Here is a 17,293-nt window from a genome sequence, read left to right as displayed (position 1 = left end):
TGAAAATAAAAAAATGATTGACATTTGAAAAGAAAATGATTAATATTTATAACATAATAAAAATTAAAAAGACTCTTATCAAGAGAGGTGGAGGGACTGGCCCTATGAAACCCGGCAACCAGTACGTTTGTACATGGTGCTAAATCCTGCAACTATTTTTAGTTGAAAGATGAGTATAAATTAGTTATTTAGCCTAAGTTTATACTTAGGCTTTTTTTAATACCATTTTTAGACAAAATTAAGAGGCTTTTGAGGGGGAAATAATATGATACGAATATGTGAAGTGAATAAACATTATGGAAAAACAAAAGTTTTAAATGATATTAATATGCATATAAAAGAAGGTGAGATATTTGGCATAATAGGCCATAGTGGAGCAGGAAAATCCACATTACTAAGATGCATAAATAGACTAGAAACTTATGAGGATGGAAGTATAACAGTACAAGATAGAGAAGTGAAAAATTTAGATGAAAGAGAGCTTAGGTTTTTAAGAAAAGATTTGGGCATGATATTTCAACACTTTTCACTATTGGAAAGAAAAACAGTATTTGAAAATGTATCTCTTCCGCTAGAATGCTTTAAATATTCAAGAAATGAAATAAGCAAAAGAGTAGATGAACTTTTGTCATTGGTAGGAATTCAGGATAAGAAAAATATGAAACCTAGAAACCTAAGTGGAGGTCAAAAACAAAGAGTTGCCATAGCAAGAGCTTTAGCACTAAACCCAAAAGTACTTTTATGCGACGAAGCCACTTCAGCTCTAGATCCAAACACAACAAAATCCATATTAAGTTTATTACAAGATATAAACAAAAAACTTAATATAACAATAATTATGGTTACTCACCAAATGGAAGTAATAAAACAAATTTGCTCTAGAGTGGCTATTATGGAAAATGGAGAAGTGTTAGAAATAGGAGATACAGAAGAATTATTTTTAAAAAACTCTAAAAATTTACAAAAACTAGTTGGAGAAGATAATATTGTACTGCCAAAGGGAACTAATATAAGAATAATATTCCCAAAAGAAATTTCTAATGATTCCATAATAACTTCCATGGCAAGAGATTTGGATATAAATTTCTCTATTATATGTGGAAAGTTAGAAAAATACGGAGAAGATATACTTGGGTCATTAATTATAAATGTGGATAATGATAATAGAGAAAAGATAAAAGATTATCTAAATTGGAAAAAAGTTAGATGGGAGGAAATCATAAATGAATAAAACAAGCTTATATACTTACTTAACTGAAATACTTGGAGATGCTTTGCTTCAAACATTATACATGATAATTGTGCCTACTGTAGTAGCTACAATCTTAGGATTTATAATGGCCATAATATTAGTGGTTACAAAGCCAAAAGGACTTAAGCCAAATAAAGTAATATACAGTATTTTGGGGTTTATAGTAAACATGGTTAGAAGTTTTCCATTTATTATTTTACTAATAGCATTAATTCCTTTCACAAGATTTATTGTGGGAACGTCTATTGGAGAAACAGCAGCCATAGTTCCTATTACTATAGGTGCTGCTCCATTTATTGCAAGAGTAATTGAGAATGCATTAAATGAGGTAGATGAAGGGTTAATAGAAGCTGCAAAATCTTTTGGAGCTACAAGTTTACAAATAATATTCAAAGTTATGATAAAAGAGGCAATGCCCTCAATAGTATCTGGAATTACTTTATCAATAATTTCCATATTAGGATGTACTGCTATGGCAGGAACTGTAGGAGCAGGAGGACTTGGAAAAGTTGCTATAGTATATGGACATCAAAGATTCGACACTTCAGTTATGATATATGTTGTAATCACACTTATTATAATGGTACAGCTAATACAAAGTGCAGGAGACTGTGCATATAAAAAACTAAAATAAAAATTATAAATACAAGGGGGATTTCAAAATGAAATTAAAAAAATTATTAGGATTAACACTAGTAGGAGTTATAGGAGCGTCATTATTTGTAGGATGCTCAAAGTCTAGTAAAGAAGAAGATAAAACTATAAAAGTAGGAGCGTCACCAGCACCTCATACAGAAATTTTAGAGGTTGTAAAACCACTATTAAAAGAAAAAGGATATAATCTAGAGGTAGTAGAGTTTGATGATTATGTGCTTCCAAATACATCTTTATCAGAGGGAGAGCTTGATGCAAATTACTTCCAACATGTTCCTTATTTAGAACAAATGAATAAAGAAAAAGATCTAAAATTAACTTATACAGCGAAGGTTCATATAGAGCCAATGGGAATTTATTCTAAAAAACACAATAAGTTAGATAACATAAAAAATGGGACAAAAATATCTGTACCAAATGATGCAACAAATGAAGCAAGAGCATTACAATTATTAGCTGATAACGGTATTATTGAGGTTGCTGATAAAGAATTAATAACAGCAAAAGATATAACTAAAAATCCTAAAAATGTGAAAATAGTAGAAACTGAGGCTGCTCAAGTACCATCGACGTTAGAAGATGTGGATTTTGCTGTAATAAATACTAACTTTGCTTTAAATGTTAACTTAAATCCAACTAAAGATGCTTTAGCAATAGAATCTAATGATTCACCATATGCTAATATATTAGCTTGTAGAGAAGACAATAAAGATAGTGAAAAAATAAAAGTATTAACAAAAGCATTAACAAGTGATGAAGTTAAGTCCTTTATAAATGAAAAATATAAAGGAAGTATAGTTCCAACATTTTAATTTATAATATATGAATCTCAATAAAAAGGAAGGATTAATATCCTTCTTTTTTAGTTTAAAATAAATAATTATTTTTCACATAGTCATTAATAATACCTTCCCTTATTGTAAACTTGCTAATAATAATTTTGGTTGAGTGGAAATATGATGTAAGGCTACTTAAAATAATTAAGGCACCTAAAAGAATATCTCCTCTACTTTTGGATATGCCTGTAGTACTGACGATTTCTTCTAAAGACATAGGACTGATTTTTTTCAAAAGAATTTCTATATCATTATAATTTAGCTCATAACCATGAATATTAGACATAATATCGTATTCCTTTTGATGAATTCTGCCTATGGTTTTTATGGATCCACCAATTATAACTGTAGGCAAATTTTTACACTCATTAATCCATAAAATATTTTTTAGTTTATTAAAAATGTACTCTTTAATATGGCTTATTTCTTCATTGGAAATTCCATCTTTAATATGAAAGTTATTTGTAATTATTAAAGCACCCATAGGTATACTAACACTTTTTACAAGAATTTTATCTTTTACTAATCCTATCTCCACACTACCTCCTCCTATATCTAAGTGAACATAATTATTTAAATCTTGCGGAATAGAAGAAACATAACCATAGTAACATTCTTCACTTGGAGATAATATTCTTATGCGTACGTCTAAAGAATTAGAAATATCATTTATAATATCTATAGAGTTTTTAATTTGTCTAAGGGACTCTGTAGCTACAGCAATTATTTCATCACAATTAAAGTCGTCACAGAATTTTTTAAAAGTAAATATAATTCCAAAGAAGTTCTTCATACCTTCAGAGGATAATTCCTTATTTTCTCTTCCTACGAAATCAGACAATCTAGTTTGGAACTTCTTATGAAAGATTTCATTATGTATATTATTATTTATCTCTACAATTATTAATTTTATTGAATTAGAACCAATATCAATTATTCCTAAAGTTTTCAATTTAATCCCCCCTGTATATGTCTATAAATAAATTATAGTTTAATATAATTACTTCATCAATAATTGAAAAAAATAGAGTTATACTAATCTTAATAAAGAGAAAATCCTAAGTAAGGAGGATGTAATTTGGATAAAAAATTTTACAATGAAAATGGAATAACTTTAGCTAAGAATCTTTTAAATAAATTTTTAATTAGAGAGTATGATAATAAAAAAATTGTGACTAAAATAGTGGAGACAGAAGCTTATATGGGAACTATTGATAAAGCTGCCCATGCTTATAAAAATAGAAAAAGTACTAGAACAGATCCTCTATACTTAAGTGGAGGTCATATTTATGTTTATTTAATTTATGGTATGTATAATTGCTTAAACCTTTCAGCTAATAAAGAAAACATACCAGAATGTGTTTTGATTAGAGCGGTTGAGCCTATAAATGATTTTGATGAAATATCTTATAATCGATTTTTGAAACCTTATAGTGAATTGACTAATTATCAAAAAAAGAATTTGACAAATGGTCCAGGTAAACTTTGTAAGGGGTTAAATATTGACAGAAGTCTAAGTGGGAAACATATATTTGGAAGTGAACTTTATATTGAAGATAATACAGATGATGATTTTGAAATTGTGGAAGATAAAAGAATTAATATTGATTATGCACAAGAAGATAAAGACAAACTATGGAGATTTTACATTAAAAATAATAAAAATGTTTCTGTTATAAATAAGCAATGATATAATTAGTAGTATTATGAAAAAGGAGGACAGATTATGAAAAAAATAGGCTTTATAGGTGCAGGAAATATGGGAGGGGCAATTTTAGGAGGAATATTAAATTCTAAAATGATTGATAACAATCATATTATTGCTTCTGCAAAAAGTGATAGAACAATTGGAAAAATAAAAAATGATTATAATGTTAATGTGACTAAAGATTCTAAAGAAGTAGTAGAATTTTCAGATCTTATTGTAATAGGTGTAAAGCCAGATATATACGATGAAATATTAGAAGAAATAAAAGATTTAATAAATGATAAAATAATAATTACAATAGCAGCAGGAAAGACTATTGAAGCAATGGAAAAAATCATTGGAGATGATAAAAAAATAGTAAGAACAATGCCAAATACTCCTTCCCTTGTTGGAGAAGGTATGACTTCTTTATCTCCAAATAAAAATATAAGCGAAGAAGAATTAAGTTTTGTAAAATCAATATTTGATTCATTAGGAAAGAGTGAAGTAGTAAAAGAAGATTTAATTCATGCAGTCATAGGAGCTAGTGGATCATCAACTGCGTATGCTTTTATGTTTATAGAAGCAATAGCTGATGGTGCAGTTCGTGCTGGTATGCCAAGAGATAAGGCATATACATTTGCTTCCCAAGGAGTATTAGGAGCTGCAAAAATGGTTTTAGATACAGGTAAACATCCTGGAGAGTTGAAGGATATGGTTTGTTCACCAGGAGGAACAACTATAGAGGCTGTAAAAGTACTTGAAGAAGAAAAATTTAGAGGTGCTGTATTGAAAGCTATTGAATCTTGTATTAATAAAAGTATAGAAATGAGCAAATAATATAAAAACTCCCATTGTAAAATGGGAGTTTTTCTTATGGAAATTTATTGATTTGTATTTTGTGAATCAAAATGTTCTTCAGTTTCAGTTTGAACATTTATAGAATTATCATCAGTGCTTTGGTTATCTTGTTTATTATCAGCACTATCTGTATTATTTTCTACATTGTTATTAGTAGATTCTTCTTTTGATGGTGTTTGAGTATTATCCTTATTTACATCTTCACTGTTATTATTTTTATCAGAGTCATTATTAAATAAATTTGAGAACCAATTAATTATCTTTTGGAAGAAACCTTCAACTTCTTCACTAGAAGGTAAGTTTTCAGCAGCTTTATCTGTAGCATTTATAACTGCATTACTTCCTAACATATCATCTTTAGTTTCACCAAGTATACCTAAATCCTTGCTTCCACCAAATAAGTTAGAGAACCAATCTCCTATTGAAGAGAATAAACCTCCTACAGAATCCATTATTCCAGAATTTTCTACACTTTCACCAGCTTCTTTTAAGTTGTCTTGAACAACATCAGAAACATTGTTTAATGTTTGTTTCATTGAATTATAGTCATATTTTTGAGCAGCTATTTTTTCCATCAAATCAGTTATTTGTTTAATTTGAGCATCTGTTAAAGTAACATTGTAATTATTAGTTACATTATTAATTATATCAGCTATTTGAGTAGCATCACTTGTACCGTTTTTAATAACTTCAGCTTTTATATCATTAACAACACCAGCTGCTTTATCTTGACCTATTTTACCTTGACCTATTTTATCACCAAGATCTCCTGTAGTTATTAATTCTTCAGAAGCTAATTCTTTTTTATCTTTATCTAATTTTTTGCCAGAAGCATCTTCAAATGCTTTCATAACACCTGTCAAAGCACCAGTACCACTTACAGGGAAAACTGCAGCTATTACTGCATTGGCATTAGTCATACCAGCAGTTGATAATGTAGATGCTACCATTGAAGAAGTAACCCAAGTTATATTTGCTGTTTTTACATTTATTCCACCACTATTAGTTGGTTCTACATAAGAACAAGAGTATGTTTTAGTTCCTAGTTGCGCTTCTGTAGCAACTCCTCCTAAGTATTCTCTTTCTTCTTTGTTATTTACCTCTAATACTTGAACTTCATTTTCTTTTACACCGAAATAACTAAATATCTTTTGCCTTTGCTCAGTTGTATTGTTAACACCTATAGTCACTACTCTAGTACCATCAGCAAAAGAAGGCACAATGCTACTTGCTATTATTGTCATTGCTACTAACAGAGAGCTAACTTTCTTTTTAAATTTCATAATATTTCCTCCTAAAATTCCTACCTAAATAATTATATTACTCTTTTAAGTAGTTTTATGTAAAGATTTAATATAGGGTAAAAATACCCTGTGAATATAGTATAATATTTAGCAACTTAATGCGATTACAACATTGTAACTGTAATTACAATTTATACTTAAATCTTTACTAATTATTATTAGATACATATTAATTATATTATAAAAAAAATTATTTGTGGCTATTTTAAGAAAATTGTAAGATTTGCATAAGAAGTGAAAATAAATAAAAATGTAGAATATTTATTTATTATGGAAAAAAAGGGTTTTAATTATATAAAGAATAATATATAAAGGAAGATAATATTTTTAATCTGAAAATAATTATAAATTAAAGGAAGATGTAATATATTATTAGGGGGAGGATTGTTTGAGAAAGTTAAAATTTAATGCAACAACCTTTTATAAAATACCTTAAAAGGTGTTAAAAGAATAAACTATTGTTAATGGTCCATAGCTTAAAATTTAAATGAAGACAGGGGAATACTTTTCTTTATGACAAGGAAAGAAGAAATTGGGTATTTATAAAATATAATATAATACATTTGTTTATCATTAAAGTAGGAAGATGATTGAAAAATGATGAAATGTATTATACTATATAAAGGAAATAAAATATAATAATGTTTTACAATGCAAACTTAAGCATTGAAAGGAGAATAGTAATGTCACAAGAATTAGTAAAAGAAAGAGTTTTAAAATACCTAATAGAGGATTTATTAGTACCTCAAGATATGATAGATACAAATGTATTATTAAGTGAGTTTGAAGAAGGTGCTGAGGGTACATTAGACATAGTTGTAAATGTAAAAGATAAAGAAGGATATTTTGCACCAGTACTAATAGTAAGATGTACAGACGATGATGTAGAATTAGAAGGAGATGTACTACAAAAGGAAATTGAGTTTTTAGAGTATGTTGATAATATAACAACTGCTGGAAGAATGATACTTACAAATGGAGATCAAATGATGTATGCAGACTGGACAGGAGAAGAATATGATACAGAAGCATCTCTACCTACATACGAACAAATGGAAAAAGAGTTCTTCCAAGCAGAAGAAAGCATAGAATTAGAACACCATCACCATGACGGATGCGGATGTGGTCATGACCATAATGAAGAAGGACATAATTGTGGATGTGGAGATGATTGTGGTTGTAACGATGACCATGATTGTGGTTGTTCAAAATAAATATAAAGTTAGATATAATAATATAATTATTCGTAATAAAAAATAGATTTGTAAATATTTTTTATTAATTATAGAATAGGATATATTTTAATAATTTGTAAAACGTAATAACTTAAATAAAGGTTTTTAGGTTATTTTGTTGAATGTTTAATGAATTAGAAAATATACAAAGAACATGCATTTTTTCATGGAGTAAAACATACTATAGTTGATATAGACGAAATATGTTTTTACCAATTTTTTAATGAACAATATGTATAAAGAAGGGGTTAGATTATATGGGGGCTAACAAAGAGCATACTTACGAAAACTATGTTTTTGCAGATTCATCATCTGCATCAAATGCTATGAAAATGTATTTAAAAGAAATTGAAGAATACAAAATGCTAACACCGAATGAAGAAATAGAATTGGCAAAAGATATAGATGATTCTATTCCGGATGCAAAAGAAAAATTTATTAATGCCAATTATAGGCTAGTTGTCAGTATTGCAAAAAAATACAGAAAAGAAAATGTAGATATGCTAGACTTAATTCAAGCTGGAAATATAGGCTTAATAAAAGCAGTTGAAAAATATGACTACAAAAAAGGATTTAAGTTTAGTACCTATGCTACTTGGTGGATAAAACAAAGCATCACTAGATATATTGATGATTGCGAAAACACTATAAGAATCCCAGTACATCTTCATCAAAGAATAAACTACATTAAAAGGAAAAAACAAGAATTGTCTAATGAGTTACAAAGAGAGCCATTATTAGATGAGCTAGCAGAAGCATGTGATATGGAGCCTGATAAAATTCTTGAGATTTTAAAAAGAGATAAAAATGTAGTATCTTTAGATACTCCTATTAAGGAGGATGAAGATAGTTCTTTAGTTGAATTTATACCATCAGATGCCAACTTAGACGATGTTGTAATTCATGAAGTGGAGCAAAAGAATCTTAGAGAAAAGATAGATGAACTTCTTACAGGACTTAATGATCAAGAACAAAGAGTATTAAGAATGAGATTTGGATTAGATGATGATGATCCAAAAACTCTTGAAGAAATAGGAAAAGTATTTGGGGTAACAAGAGAAAGAATTAGACAAATTGAAGCTAAGGCTATTAGGAAATTGAGACATCCTAGTAGACTTAAGCAACTAAAAAATTTCTATTAAATTTAATTTCTATTAAATTTGATCAATGTTAAATGGGTGATTATAAATTTGTAATCACCTATTTTTATGTAAAAAATTACTTTTCACAATAATATACGCATATTATATAGCAAAGGTTAGACCCTTTTATTTGATAAAATATATAGCTGCATAGCAGATTTTTTTATTAAGTGATTGAAATAATAATCATCCTCATGATCATCATCAATATTATAAAGTTTTGTAACATCCATGCCAAGTAATAAATTTAAATTATTTATACGATTAAACTGGATACAAACTTTTAATAAAAAATAAACAAGACTTAAGGATAGTAAGGAAAAAATAACAATAACAGTAGAACTCATAATAAAACCTCCCATGAAATCTTTTATTAAGAAAATTGTACTATACTTATTCCTTACTTTCACTATAAAAAAAACTACATTAATTTTGCAATTATTAAAAAAAAACATAATATATTTAAAAATAAAACAAGAAAATATAAAATTCTACATGAGAAAATTGTAAAAAATTATATTTACACTATGAAAAAAATTATTCATTTAATGATATTTAATCTATAAAGTTAAAACAAAGTCTTTTAATTCTCTAATAAATAAGTTATTTGCTTTTGAGTGGGTAATATTGTTAGCAAGAATATAAGAAAAATTTCTAGTAAAGCTGTAATCCAATGAAATAATTTTTAATTCCTTGTTATAATATGATGGATAAGCTATTAAACTAGACACAATAGTAACCCCAAGATTATTTTTTACAGCTTCTTTTACAGCGTAATTACTTCCAAACACCATAATATTTTTAGGCTGGATTTTGGAATTATTCAAAAACATATCTAAATATTCTCTTGTACCAGATCCCTTTTCTCTACCAATCCAATTATATTTTTTTAATTTATCCAAAGTAAAATTATCTTCTTTTATATCACTATTGTATGGTAATGCTAAAACCATTTTATCTTCATAAAAATATGTTTGATTTAAATTAGGAGAAGAAACAGTTCCCTCCACTAGACCTATATCAAAAGATATGTTTGATAGTTTGTCACAAATAGATTTTGTATTCTCAATAAGAACTTCAATTTGTATATTTGGATATTTGGAACAAAATTTCTTAAGAAAATTAGGTAAAATATATTCACCTATTGTTAAGGAAGCACCGATTTTTAAATGGCCTTCTACATTTTGGGTAGTATTATGTAATTCATCCATAGTCATATCTAATAAGTTTAATATTTCTTTAGCCCTTTTATATAGTATTTCTCCGTTTTCTGTAATGTATATATTTTTTTGTTTAATAGATCTATCTATTATTATGGTATTAAAATATTTTTCTAAGCTTTTTATATGATTACTAACGCTAGGTTGAGATAGATTAAGGTGTTTAGCAGCCTTAGTAAAGTTTTTAAACTCAACAACAGATATAAATGTTTTTAATTCTTCAATCAAAATATCTTTCCTCCTAATATTAACAATAAGTCATTATAATAAGTATAACTTTAATTTATATATTTTAACCATTAATATTTCTTATTATTATCATAAGAAAAATGAATAAAAAACAAATGTGACAAAAATGTAAGCCAAAATACCAGTAATCTTACGTAATCTTACGAAAATGTAAAGGCAATATGAAAATAATTAATGTATACTTTAAATTAGTTAATAGATTGTGAGGTAATTAAAATGAAAGCATTAATATTTACAGGGGCATTTGGAATGGGCCATTATTCGGCAGCAGAAGCGGTGAAAGAAGAAATATTAAGAGAAGAACCAGAAGCAACAGTTATTATAATAGATATGATAGAGTATATATTTCCAAAACTTAGTGAATTAATATATTTAGTTTTTAACTTTATGGTTAATAAATTCTCTTTAATTTATAATTTTTTTAATAAAATTGTAGCAAAAAGAACTAGTGTACCACTAAAAAAATCGGTAATAAAAAAAGTGGATTTATTATTAAAAAATAATGATGTTGATTTGGTAATTTCTACTTTTCCAGCTTGTTCTCAATATTTTTCAGCATATAAAAAAATGAGAAATTGTGATATTCCTCTTTATACTTATGTTACAGATATATCTGTAAATGAAGAATGGATTAGTGAGCAAACTGATTTATATTTTGTAGGTAGCGACATAACAAAAAAATCACTTTTGAGTAAAAATGTAGATAGTGATAAAATAGTAATCAGTGGTATACCTGTTAAACAAAATTTTAAGGAAGAAAAGATAATAGAAAAGTCAAAGGATAAAAAAGAAGTATTAATAATGGGTGGGGGCTTAGGTCTTATGCCTTGTGCAATGGACTTTTTAGAAAAACTTTCAAAAGATGATAATGTAGAAATAACATTTATAGCAGGTAAAAATAAAAAACTACTAGAACATGTAAAAGAAAAGTATCCTAATGTGGAATCAATTGGATATACAGATAAAGTTGACAAATATATGAAAAAAGCAGACTTAATAATTTCAAAATCTGGTGGAATAACATTATTTGAAGCTATTTTTAGTGGAACACCATTATATGTTATTAGACCATTTTTATATCAAGAAATAGGAAATGCTTTATATATACAAGACAGTTGTATTGGTAAGGTAATATGGACAAATGGAACGGATATTTATGAAGATGTAACATCTTTACTAAATAATGAATTGCTTTTAAAAAGCATGGAAGAAAATATAGTAATTGAAAAAGAAAAATTACAAAGTACATCACCACTTAATTACTATTATGGAGGTATAACAGCTTGTTATTAAAAATTATAATAGCTTTGGTTATAATATTGTTGTGTTATAGTATTGTGCCAACTTATTTATATAAACTTCAATATAAACTAACAAAGAAAAATAATTCAAATGATAAAGTGCTATACTTAACTTTTGATGATGGACCAGATGAAAAGTATACGCCTTGTCTTTTAGATTTGTTAAAAAAACATAATATAAAGGCAACTTTCTTTATGGTAGCAACTTTTGCAAAAGAAAATCCTATAATAGTAAATAGGATGAAAGAGGAAGGTCACTGTATAGGTCTTCATTCTTATGAACACAAAAATGCTTTATATCAGAGTAAATCTTATACTTCATATGATTTTGAAGAAAGTGTAAAAGCCATGGAACAACTAGGCGTTAACGTGAAGTTTTATAGACCGCCTTGGGGGCATTGTAATATATTTACAAATCATGAAGCGAAGAAAAATAATTTAATAAAAGTACTATGGGATGTAATGGCACAGGATTGGGAAAAAAACACAACATCTCAAGTTATATGTGATAAATTATTAAGAAGAAGTAAGAATGGAAGTATAATATGTTTGCATGATGGACGTGGAAAAGATGAAGCGCCATCTAGGACAATAAAAGCCTTAGAAAAAGCAATTCCAGTTTGGGAGAAAAAAGGATATAAATTTTTGACTATGGAGGATTATTATGAGTAAAAAAGTTTCTCCAAAGAATATATTAAAAAACGGTGGTTTATTTATTGGATTAATTTTATTAACTTTTTATATAATTTTTAAAAATAACAATATAGAAGAGATTATAAATGCAATCTCTACTTTAAATATAAATTATATAGTAATAAGCATAATTTGTAGTTTCACTTTTGTTATTTGTGAAGGTATAAATATAGGTAGAAGTCTAAAACTTATGGAGTATGAAATTAATTTTATAACTTCCATAAAATATGCAATTATAGGCCTATTTTTTAGTTCTGTAACTCCTTCTGCAACAGGAGGTCAACCAATGCAAGTTTACTATATGCACAAAGATGGAATTCAAGTATCGCATTCATCTTTAGCTCTTCTTATGGATCTTGCTAGTTTTCAGTTTGTAACAGTTACTATGGCCATAATAGGGTATGTAACTCAACATGAATTACTAGTTAATACTTTGGGGAATATTAAATACTTTGTTGCACTTGGAATTTTTTTAAATACAATAGTGATGATATTTATATTAACAGCAATTTTTTCAAAAAGATTTATAGGAAAGTTTATTGATTTTATTTGTTTTATTTTAGTTAAAATCAAATATAAAAAAGTAGATAAATTTAAAGAAATGGCATTATGTCAAGTGAAAGAATATAAAGACAGTGCTAAATATTTTAAAGAAAATAAATTAACAGTTTTAAAAATTGTATTAACTACAACAATACAAATAATAGCTCTTCACAGTATTTCGTTTTGGGTATACAAGGCATCTGGTTTAAGTGGGTATTCTTTTGTGACAGTAGTTATGTTACAATCAGTTTTATACATTAGTGTATCTGCATTACCACTACCTGGAGCTGTAGGAGCTAGTGAAAGTGGATTTATGCTTATTTACAAAACTTTGTTCCCAGTTCAACTTTTAAGCTCAGCTATGCTTGTAAGTAGAGGAATAAGTTTTTATTTATTAGTACTATTAAGTGGCATTGTTCTTGCTACCACTTATCTTTTAAACATCAGAGGGAATCATTACATTAAAGTTACTAGAAAAAGAAGAGGTGAAAATTTTGACATATAATATACTGGTTGTAGAAGATGATATAGACATAATAAAGCTACTAAAGATTTATCTTGAAAATGATGGCCATAGAGTGATTTCTGCTCAGAACGGATTGGATGCATTACAGATAATAGAAAATATAAAAGTTGATTTAGTAGTAATGGATATTATGATGCCAAAAATGGATGGTTATGAATTAACCATGAGAATAAGATCAAAATATACTATTCCAATAATAATTTTATCTGCTAAAAATGAAGATAGTGATAAGATAATGGGATTAAATTTAGGTGCAGATGATTATATAACAAAGCCATTTAATCCATTGGAAATAGTGGCAAGAATTAATTCTAACTTAAGAAGATTTTATGATTTTAACAAAGTAGTAGTACCAAAAGATGAAGAGGTACAGTTAATAGTTGGTGACTTAACTTTAGATACTCAAAAGTTAGCTCTTTACAAAAAAGGAGAAGAAGTTGTAGTCACACCTACAGAATATAAAATTTTGGCTCTTCTTATGAAAACACCAGGAAAAGTATATACAAAGTTGCAAATATGCGAAGCGATTAATGGAGATTATATTGAAAGTGACAATAATACTATGATGGTTCATATTTCTAGACTGCGTGAAAAAGTTGAAGATGATTCTAAAAATCCTAAGTATATAAAAACTGTGAGAGGAATTGGATATAAAATTGCGAAAAAAGAAAAGTAAATTTTTTACCATTTTAGTTGGAAATTACATTGCTTTTACAGTAATAATTATAATTTCTATTATATGTATATTACATGGTATAAATCATAAAATAAAAGATATTGCTAGTGAACCTAGAATTAATGAATTAGTAGATTATGCAAGCTTAATTACTGAAAATGGAAATCATCAAATTAATAAATCACGTATAAAAAAATTAGCTGGAAAAGATACTTTCATTCAATTATTAGATGAAAATAATAAGGTTATATATGAGAGTGTGCCTGGAAAATTCAACAAAGAATTTACAAAGGGAGAGTTAAGCTGTATACATGATTATTATGTGGATCCATATATTGATATTCAAAAATATAAAAATGATAAAAATAAAGAAAATGTATCAGTATCCATAACTTATTATGATGAAAATGACGATATTCATAATAAAATTTACGTGGTAGATGATAAATTAAATTTAATATATACGAATACGGGAGATACTAGAAAATCTTTTACTAAAAATGAGTTTAAATATTTAACAGGAGCTTATCTAAAAGGATATGATATTAGAAAATATTCTTTTAAAGATAAGGACAATGAAAAGTTAACGCTTTTAATAAATACTCCTTCTCTTACTAATGAAATATATAGTAAAATTTTGATTACTTGCATATGCGCATTTGTATTATTTATACTAATATATATTATCTTAATTATAATATTTATAACTTGGCTAAATCATAAAGTAAAAAGACCGATTAATATTTTAAATGAAGCCATTGTCAAGTTTAAAAACGGTGAGCGTGAAAATTATTTAGATTATGATGGACCACAGGAATTTTGTGATATTTGTAGTAGTTTCAATGATATGTCAAGGAAGTTGTATAATAGTGAGAAAAAGCGTGAAAGCTTGGAAGAAGAAAAACAAAAAATCCTTGCGGATATATCCCATGATTTAAAAACACCAATAACAGTTATAAAGGGATATTCAAAAGCTGTTTGTGATAATCTAGTTTCAGAAGAAGAAAAAGATCAATATCTTATGACTATATATAAAAAAGCAGATCACTTAGATGAATTGATTAATACTTTTTATGAATATAGTAAATTAGAACATCCAGATTACAAATTTGTTTTTGAAAAAATAGATTTATGTGAATATGGTAGAGTTTATCTAGCAGGAAAATATGAAGAATTAGATATAAATGGAGTGGAGTTGGAAGCTGATATTCCAGATGACCCTATTTATTGTAAGTTAGACAGATTTCAGTTAAAGCGTGTTTTTGAAAATATTATATCAAACTCATTAAAACATAATAAAAAAGATTTATCCATATTATTTGAAATAGAAGAATATTTTGATATGGTGAAAATAAATATTGCAGATAATGGCCATGGAATTCCAAAAGAAATACGAAAAAATATTTTTAATCCTTTTGTGGTTGGGGAAAAATCTCGTACTAAAAAAGGTTCAGGGCTGGGACTTGCCATAAGTAAAAAAATAGTAGAAGCTCATGGTGGAAGTATAAAAATTGTGGATGCTAGAAAAAACTATAAAACAGAATTTGAAATTATACTTCCAAGAGAAGTATAGAATTTTAATCAAAAAGATTTATTGATGCCAGGTATGAATTTTCATACCTGGCATTTTTTAATTGCATAAAAACATAAGTACAATATTATGAAGGGTGTGAAAAGTAGTACTATGATGGTACTACTTTTATTAGAAAAAAGACTATACCAAAGTCTGAATAAATATACAGTATAATGAATATGAGGTAATAATTTGTAAACTTATTGAATATTATAGATAATAAAAAATAGTAATGTAAATATATAAATAATTAATATATGTAAAAAATGAAAAATATTTTTTATTTTGGAAGTGCGGTGAGATTCCGCCACAGATTATCCCTGCTGTAATAAGTTACGAAATTTGCTATTACCACTGGAGTTATCTCTGGGAAGGAGCAAAGAGTAGGTTTGAGCTTTAGTCAGAATACAGGCATATTGTAAGTTTATGGTGAAAGTTTCCGAAGGCATAATCGGAGGTTTATTTTTCATGTGGTTTTTGATAATTATATGGAAATTAATCTTCCTTATAAATAATAATATTTTTAATAAAGAAGGGGATGTTTTTTATGAACAAAAGATTTAGAAAATTTGCAACTACAGGAATGGCGGCAGCTATAATGTTATCAATGGGGGCAACATCATTTGCAACTGATTTTTTTACAGAGTATCCTAATTTAACTAATTATAATACTGATTATAATTATACTGTTGAAAAAGGAAGTGGAACAAAGGATCAAGCTTTAATGGTTCAAGGCGCAACAAGTAATTGGTATGGCACAAGTCTTTTTAATAATGAAGCAGATGCAAATTCTATTAATTGGAATATTGTACAAGGAAGTACAGATGCTGTAAGTGTTAGCAAACAAGCTCCGAAAGCAGTAGGAAATCAATTTGCAGCTAAAGGAAATGCTGAGATTGATACGTCAAAGAATGCGGGAGTGGCAGTTGTAGAAGCAACAAATACAAAATCAGGATATATGGACTTTACTGTAGTATTAAATCCAAAGGATGTACAAAAAGATGTTTCTGGTGTGAATGTAAGAGCATACGATGCTTCAAGTGGTAGTTTTAAATTTTTAAAAAGTAATAAAGGGTCTGTATCAACAAGTGCTGTATCATCTAAAATAAATTATCCATCTGCAATGGATGCAATATCTGTTGTAGCTGATAATTTTGTTGATGATTTACAATGGGGAAGTAAATTCTTAAAAAATGTAAATATAAATAATAAAGATTATCCATATATGGAAAATGAACTTGGTTGGATGTATAGAGTATATGATTCTGAAGGAAATGCGACTTCTGAACAAAAAATGGTAGATGTTTCTGAAAAAGTTGGCGGAGAAACATTTGATGTGGAGTCAGGACAAACTGTTGTTTGGGCATATGGAGGCTATAGCGTACAATTCCCAGAAAACTTGTCAGGGTTACCTACTAAATAGTAAACAATTAAACCATTTGTGTTAATAAATATATTTATTATTACAATAAGAAAGATGATAAATTTATTACATAATTGGTAATTTGTTATAAAAGGGGTGCTTTCAGAGCACCCTTTTA

Annotated in this window: 17 protein-coding genes and 2 riboswitches; of the genes, 13 read left to right on the top strand and 4 right to left on the bottom strand. The window is 27.4% G+C overall.

Going from position 1 to position 17,293, the window contains the following annotated elements; translation table 11 throughout:
- Positions 1 to 72: 72 nt before the first annotated feature.
- A riboswitch (SAM riboswitch) is annotated at positions 73 to 176 on the top strand.
- 89 nt (positions 177 to 265) lie between these two features.
- Genes JW646_RS02475 through JW646_RS02465 form a run of 3 tightly spaced genes read left to right on the top strand, consistent with a single transcriptional unit; the run spans position 266 to position 2,718 of the window.
- Complete coding sequence (locus JW646_RS02475; RefSeq protein WP_228416461.1) at positions 266 to 1,231, top strand: methionine ABC transporter ATP-binding protein; 966 nt, start codon at positions 266 to 268, stop codon at positions 1,229 to 1,231.
- A complete protein-coding gene (locus tag JW646_RS02470) occupies positions 1,224 to 1,886 on the top strand; it encodes a methionine ABC transporter permease (RefSeq protein ID WP_074918077.1) in 663 nt (220 codons plus the stop codon). Before JW646_RS02475 ends, JW646_RS02470 begins: the two co-directional genes overlap by 8 nt.
- 28 nt (positions 1,887 to 1,914) lie before the next feature.
- Positions 1,915 to 2,718, top strand: coding sequence for a MetQ/NlpA family ABC transporter substrate-binding protein (locus JW646_RS02465; RefSeq protein ID WP_228416459.1), 804 nt, complete (start codon positions 1,915 to 1,917; stop codon positions 2,716 to 2,718).
- A 55-nt stretch (positions 2,719 to 2,773) separates the two neighbouring features.
- Here JW646_RS02465 and JW646_RS02460 read toward each other — a convergent pair whose 3' ends face one another.
- Positions 2,774 to 3,694: a Ppx/GppA phosphatase family protein gene (locus tag JW646_RS02460; RefSeq protein WP_228416458.1), complete on the bottom strand. Its 921-nt coding sequence runs from the start codon at positions 3,692 to 3,694 to the stop codon at positions 2,774 to 2,776.
- A 126-nt stretch (positions 3,695 to 3,820) separates the two neighbouring features.
- Here JW646_RS02460 and JW646_RS02455 point away from each other — a divergent pair, with 126 nt between their 5' ends.
- Both JW646_RS02455 and proC read left to right on the top strand, forming a co-directional pair.
- Entirely contained in the window at positions 3,821 to 4,432 is a 612-nt protein-coding gene (locus JW646_RS02455) for a DNA-3-methyladenine glycosylase (RefSeq protein WP_148557790.1), read from the top strand.
- 36 nt (positions 4,433 to 4,468) lie between these two features.
- Positions 4,469 to 5,269 (top strand): pyrroline-5-carboxylate reductase, encoded by an 801-nt coding sequence (gene proC, locus JW646_RS02450; protein WP_148557789.1) that lies wholly within the window; start codon positions 4,469 to 4,471, stop codon positions 5,267 to 5,269.
- 44 nt (positions 5,270 to 5,313) lie between these two features.
- Here the strand turns inward: proC and JW646_RS02445 are convergent, their stop codons facing one another.
- A complete protein-coding gene (locus JW646_RS02445; RefSeq protein ID WP_148557788.1) occupies positions 5,314 to 6,573 on the bottom strand; it encodes a DUF1002 domain-containing protein in 1,260 nt (419 codons plus the stop codon).
- Between the two features lie 704 nt (positions 6,574 to 7,277).
- Here JW646_RS02445 and JW646_RS02440 point away from each other — a divergent pair.
- Both JW646_RS02440 and JW646_RS02435 read left to right on the top strand, forming a co-directional pair.
- Entirely contained in the window at positions 7,278 to 7,808 is a 531-nt protein-coding gene (locus tag JW646_RS02440) for an FKBP-type peptidyl-prolyl cis-trans isomerase (protein ID WP_148557787.1), read from the top strand.
- A gap of 278 nt (positions 7,809 to 8,086) precedes the next feature.
- On the top strand, positions 8,087 to 8,971 hold the full coding sequence (locus tag JW646_RS02435) for a sigma-70 family RNA polymerase sigma factor (RefSeq protein WP_074918063.1): 885 nt from the start codon (positions 8,087 to 8,089) through the stop codon (positions 8,969 to 8,971).
- Between the two features lie 116 nt (positions 8,972 to 9,087).
- On the opposite strand, the gene JW646_RS02430 is transcribed toward JW646_RS02435, so the two are convergent.
- Both JW646_RS02430 and JW646_RS02425 read right to left on the bottom strand, forming a co-directional pair.
- Complete coding sequence (locus JW646_RS02430) at positions 9,088 to 9,318, bottom strand: hypothetical protein (RefSeq protein WP_074918061.1); 231 nt, start codon at positions 9,316 to 9,318, stop codon at positions 9,088 to 9,090.
- 213 nt (positions 9,319 to 9,531) lie between these two features.
- Positions 9,532 to 10,419 carry a LysR family transcriptional regulator gene (locus tag JW646_RS02425; RefSeq protein ID WP_148557786.1) on the bottom strand — a complete coding sequence of 296 codons (888 nt, stop codon included), beginning with the start codon at positions 10,417 to 10,419 and terminating at the stop codon, positions 9,532 to 9,534.
- Positions 10,420 to 10,656: 237 nt separating this feature from the next.
- On the opposite strand from JW646_RS02425, the gene JW646_RS02420 reads away from it, so the two are divergent.
- The 6 genes from JW646_RS02420 to JW646_RS02395 all read left to right on the top strand — a co-directional run bounded on the left by JW646_RS02420 (position 10,657) and on the right by JW646_RS02395 (position 17,175).
- Positions 10,657 to 11,733 carry an MGDG synthase family glycosyltransferase gene (locus JW646_RS02420; protein ID WP_074918057.1) on the top strand — a complete coding sequence of 359 codons (1,077 nt, stop codon included), beginning with the start codon at positions 10,657 to 10,659 and terminating at the stop codon, positions 11,731 to 11,733.
- On the top strand, positions 11,724 to 12,413 hold the full coding sequence (locus JW646_RS02415) for a polysaccharide deacetylase family protein (RefSeq protein ID WP_148557785.1): 690 nt from the start codon (positions 11,724 to 11,726) through the stop codon (positions 12,411 to 12,413). The genes JW646_RS02420 and JW646_RS02415 overlap by 10 nt, the downstream gene beginning before the upstream one ends.
- Positions 12,406 to 13,482: a lysylphosphatidylglycerol synthase transmembrane domain-containing protein gene (locus JW646_RS02410; protein ID WP_228416457.1), complete on the top strand. Its 1,077-nt coding sequence runs from the start codon at positions 12,406 to 12,408 to the stop codon at positions 13,480 to 13,482. The genes JW646_RS02415 and JW646_RS02410 overlap by 8 nt, the downstream gene beginning before the upstream one ends.
- Positions 13,472 to 14,179 carry a response regulator transcription factor gene (locus JW646_RS02405; RefSeq protein WP_228416456.1) on the top strand — a complete coding sequence of 236 codons (708 nt, stop codon included), beginning with the start codon at positions 13,472 to 13,474 and terminating at the stop codon, positions 14,177 to 14,179. Before JW646_RS02410 ends, JW646_RS02405 begins: the two co-directional genes overlap by 11 nt.
- Complete coding sequence (locus JW646_RS02400) at positions 14,160 to 15,752, top strand: HAMP domain-containing sensor histidine kinase (RefSeq protein ID WP_228416455.1); 1,593 nt, start codon at positions 14,160 to 14,162, stop codon at positions 15,750 to 15,752. Before JW646_RS02405 ends, JW646_RS02400 begins: the two co-directional genes overlap by 20 nt.
- Positions 15,753 to 15,992: 240 nt before the next feature.
- A riboswitch (cobalamin riboswitch) is annotated at positions 15,993 to 16,183 on the top strand.
- Positions 16,184 to 16,299: 116 nt separating this feature from the next.
- Positions 16,300 to 17,175, top strand: a complete 876-nt coding sequence (locus JW646_RS02395; protein WP_228416454.1) for a hypothetical protein — start codon at positions 16,300 to 16,302, stop codon at positions 17,173 to 17,175.
- The last annotated feature ends 118 nt before the right edge of the window (positions 17,176 to 17,293 follow it).

It is taken from the genome of Terrisporobacter hibernicus, from assembly GCF_020809405.1.
In the GTDB taxonomy this organism is placed as follows: Bacteria; Bacillota; Clostridia; order Peptostreptococcales; family Peptostreptococcaceae; genus Terrisporobacter; species Terrisporobacter petrolearius.
This window is presented reverse-complemented; position numbering and strand designations above follow the sequence as displayed.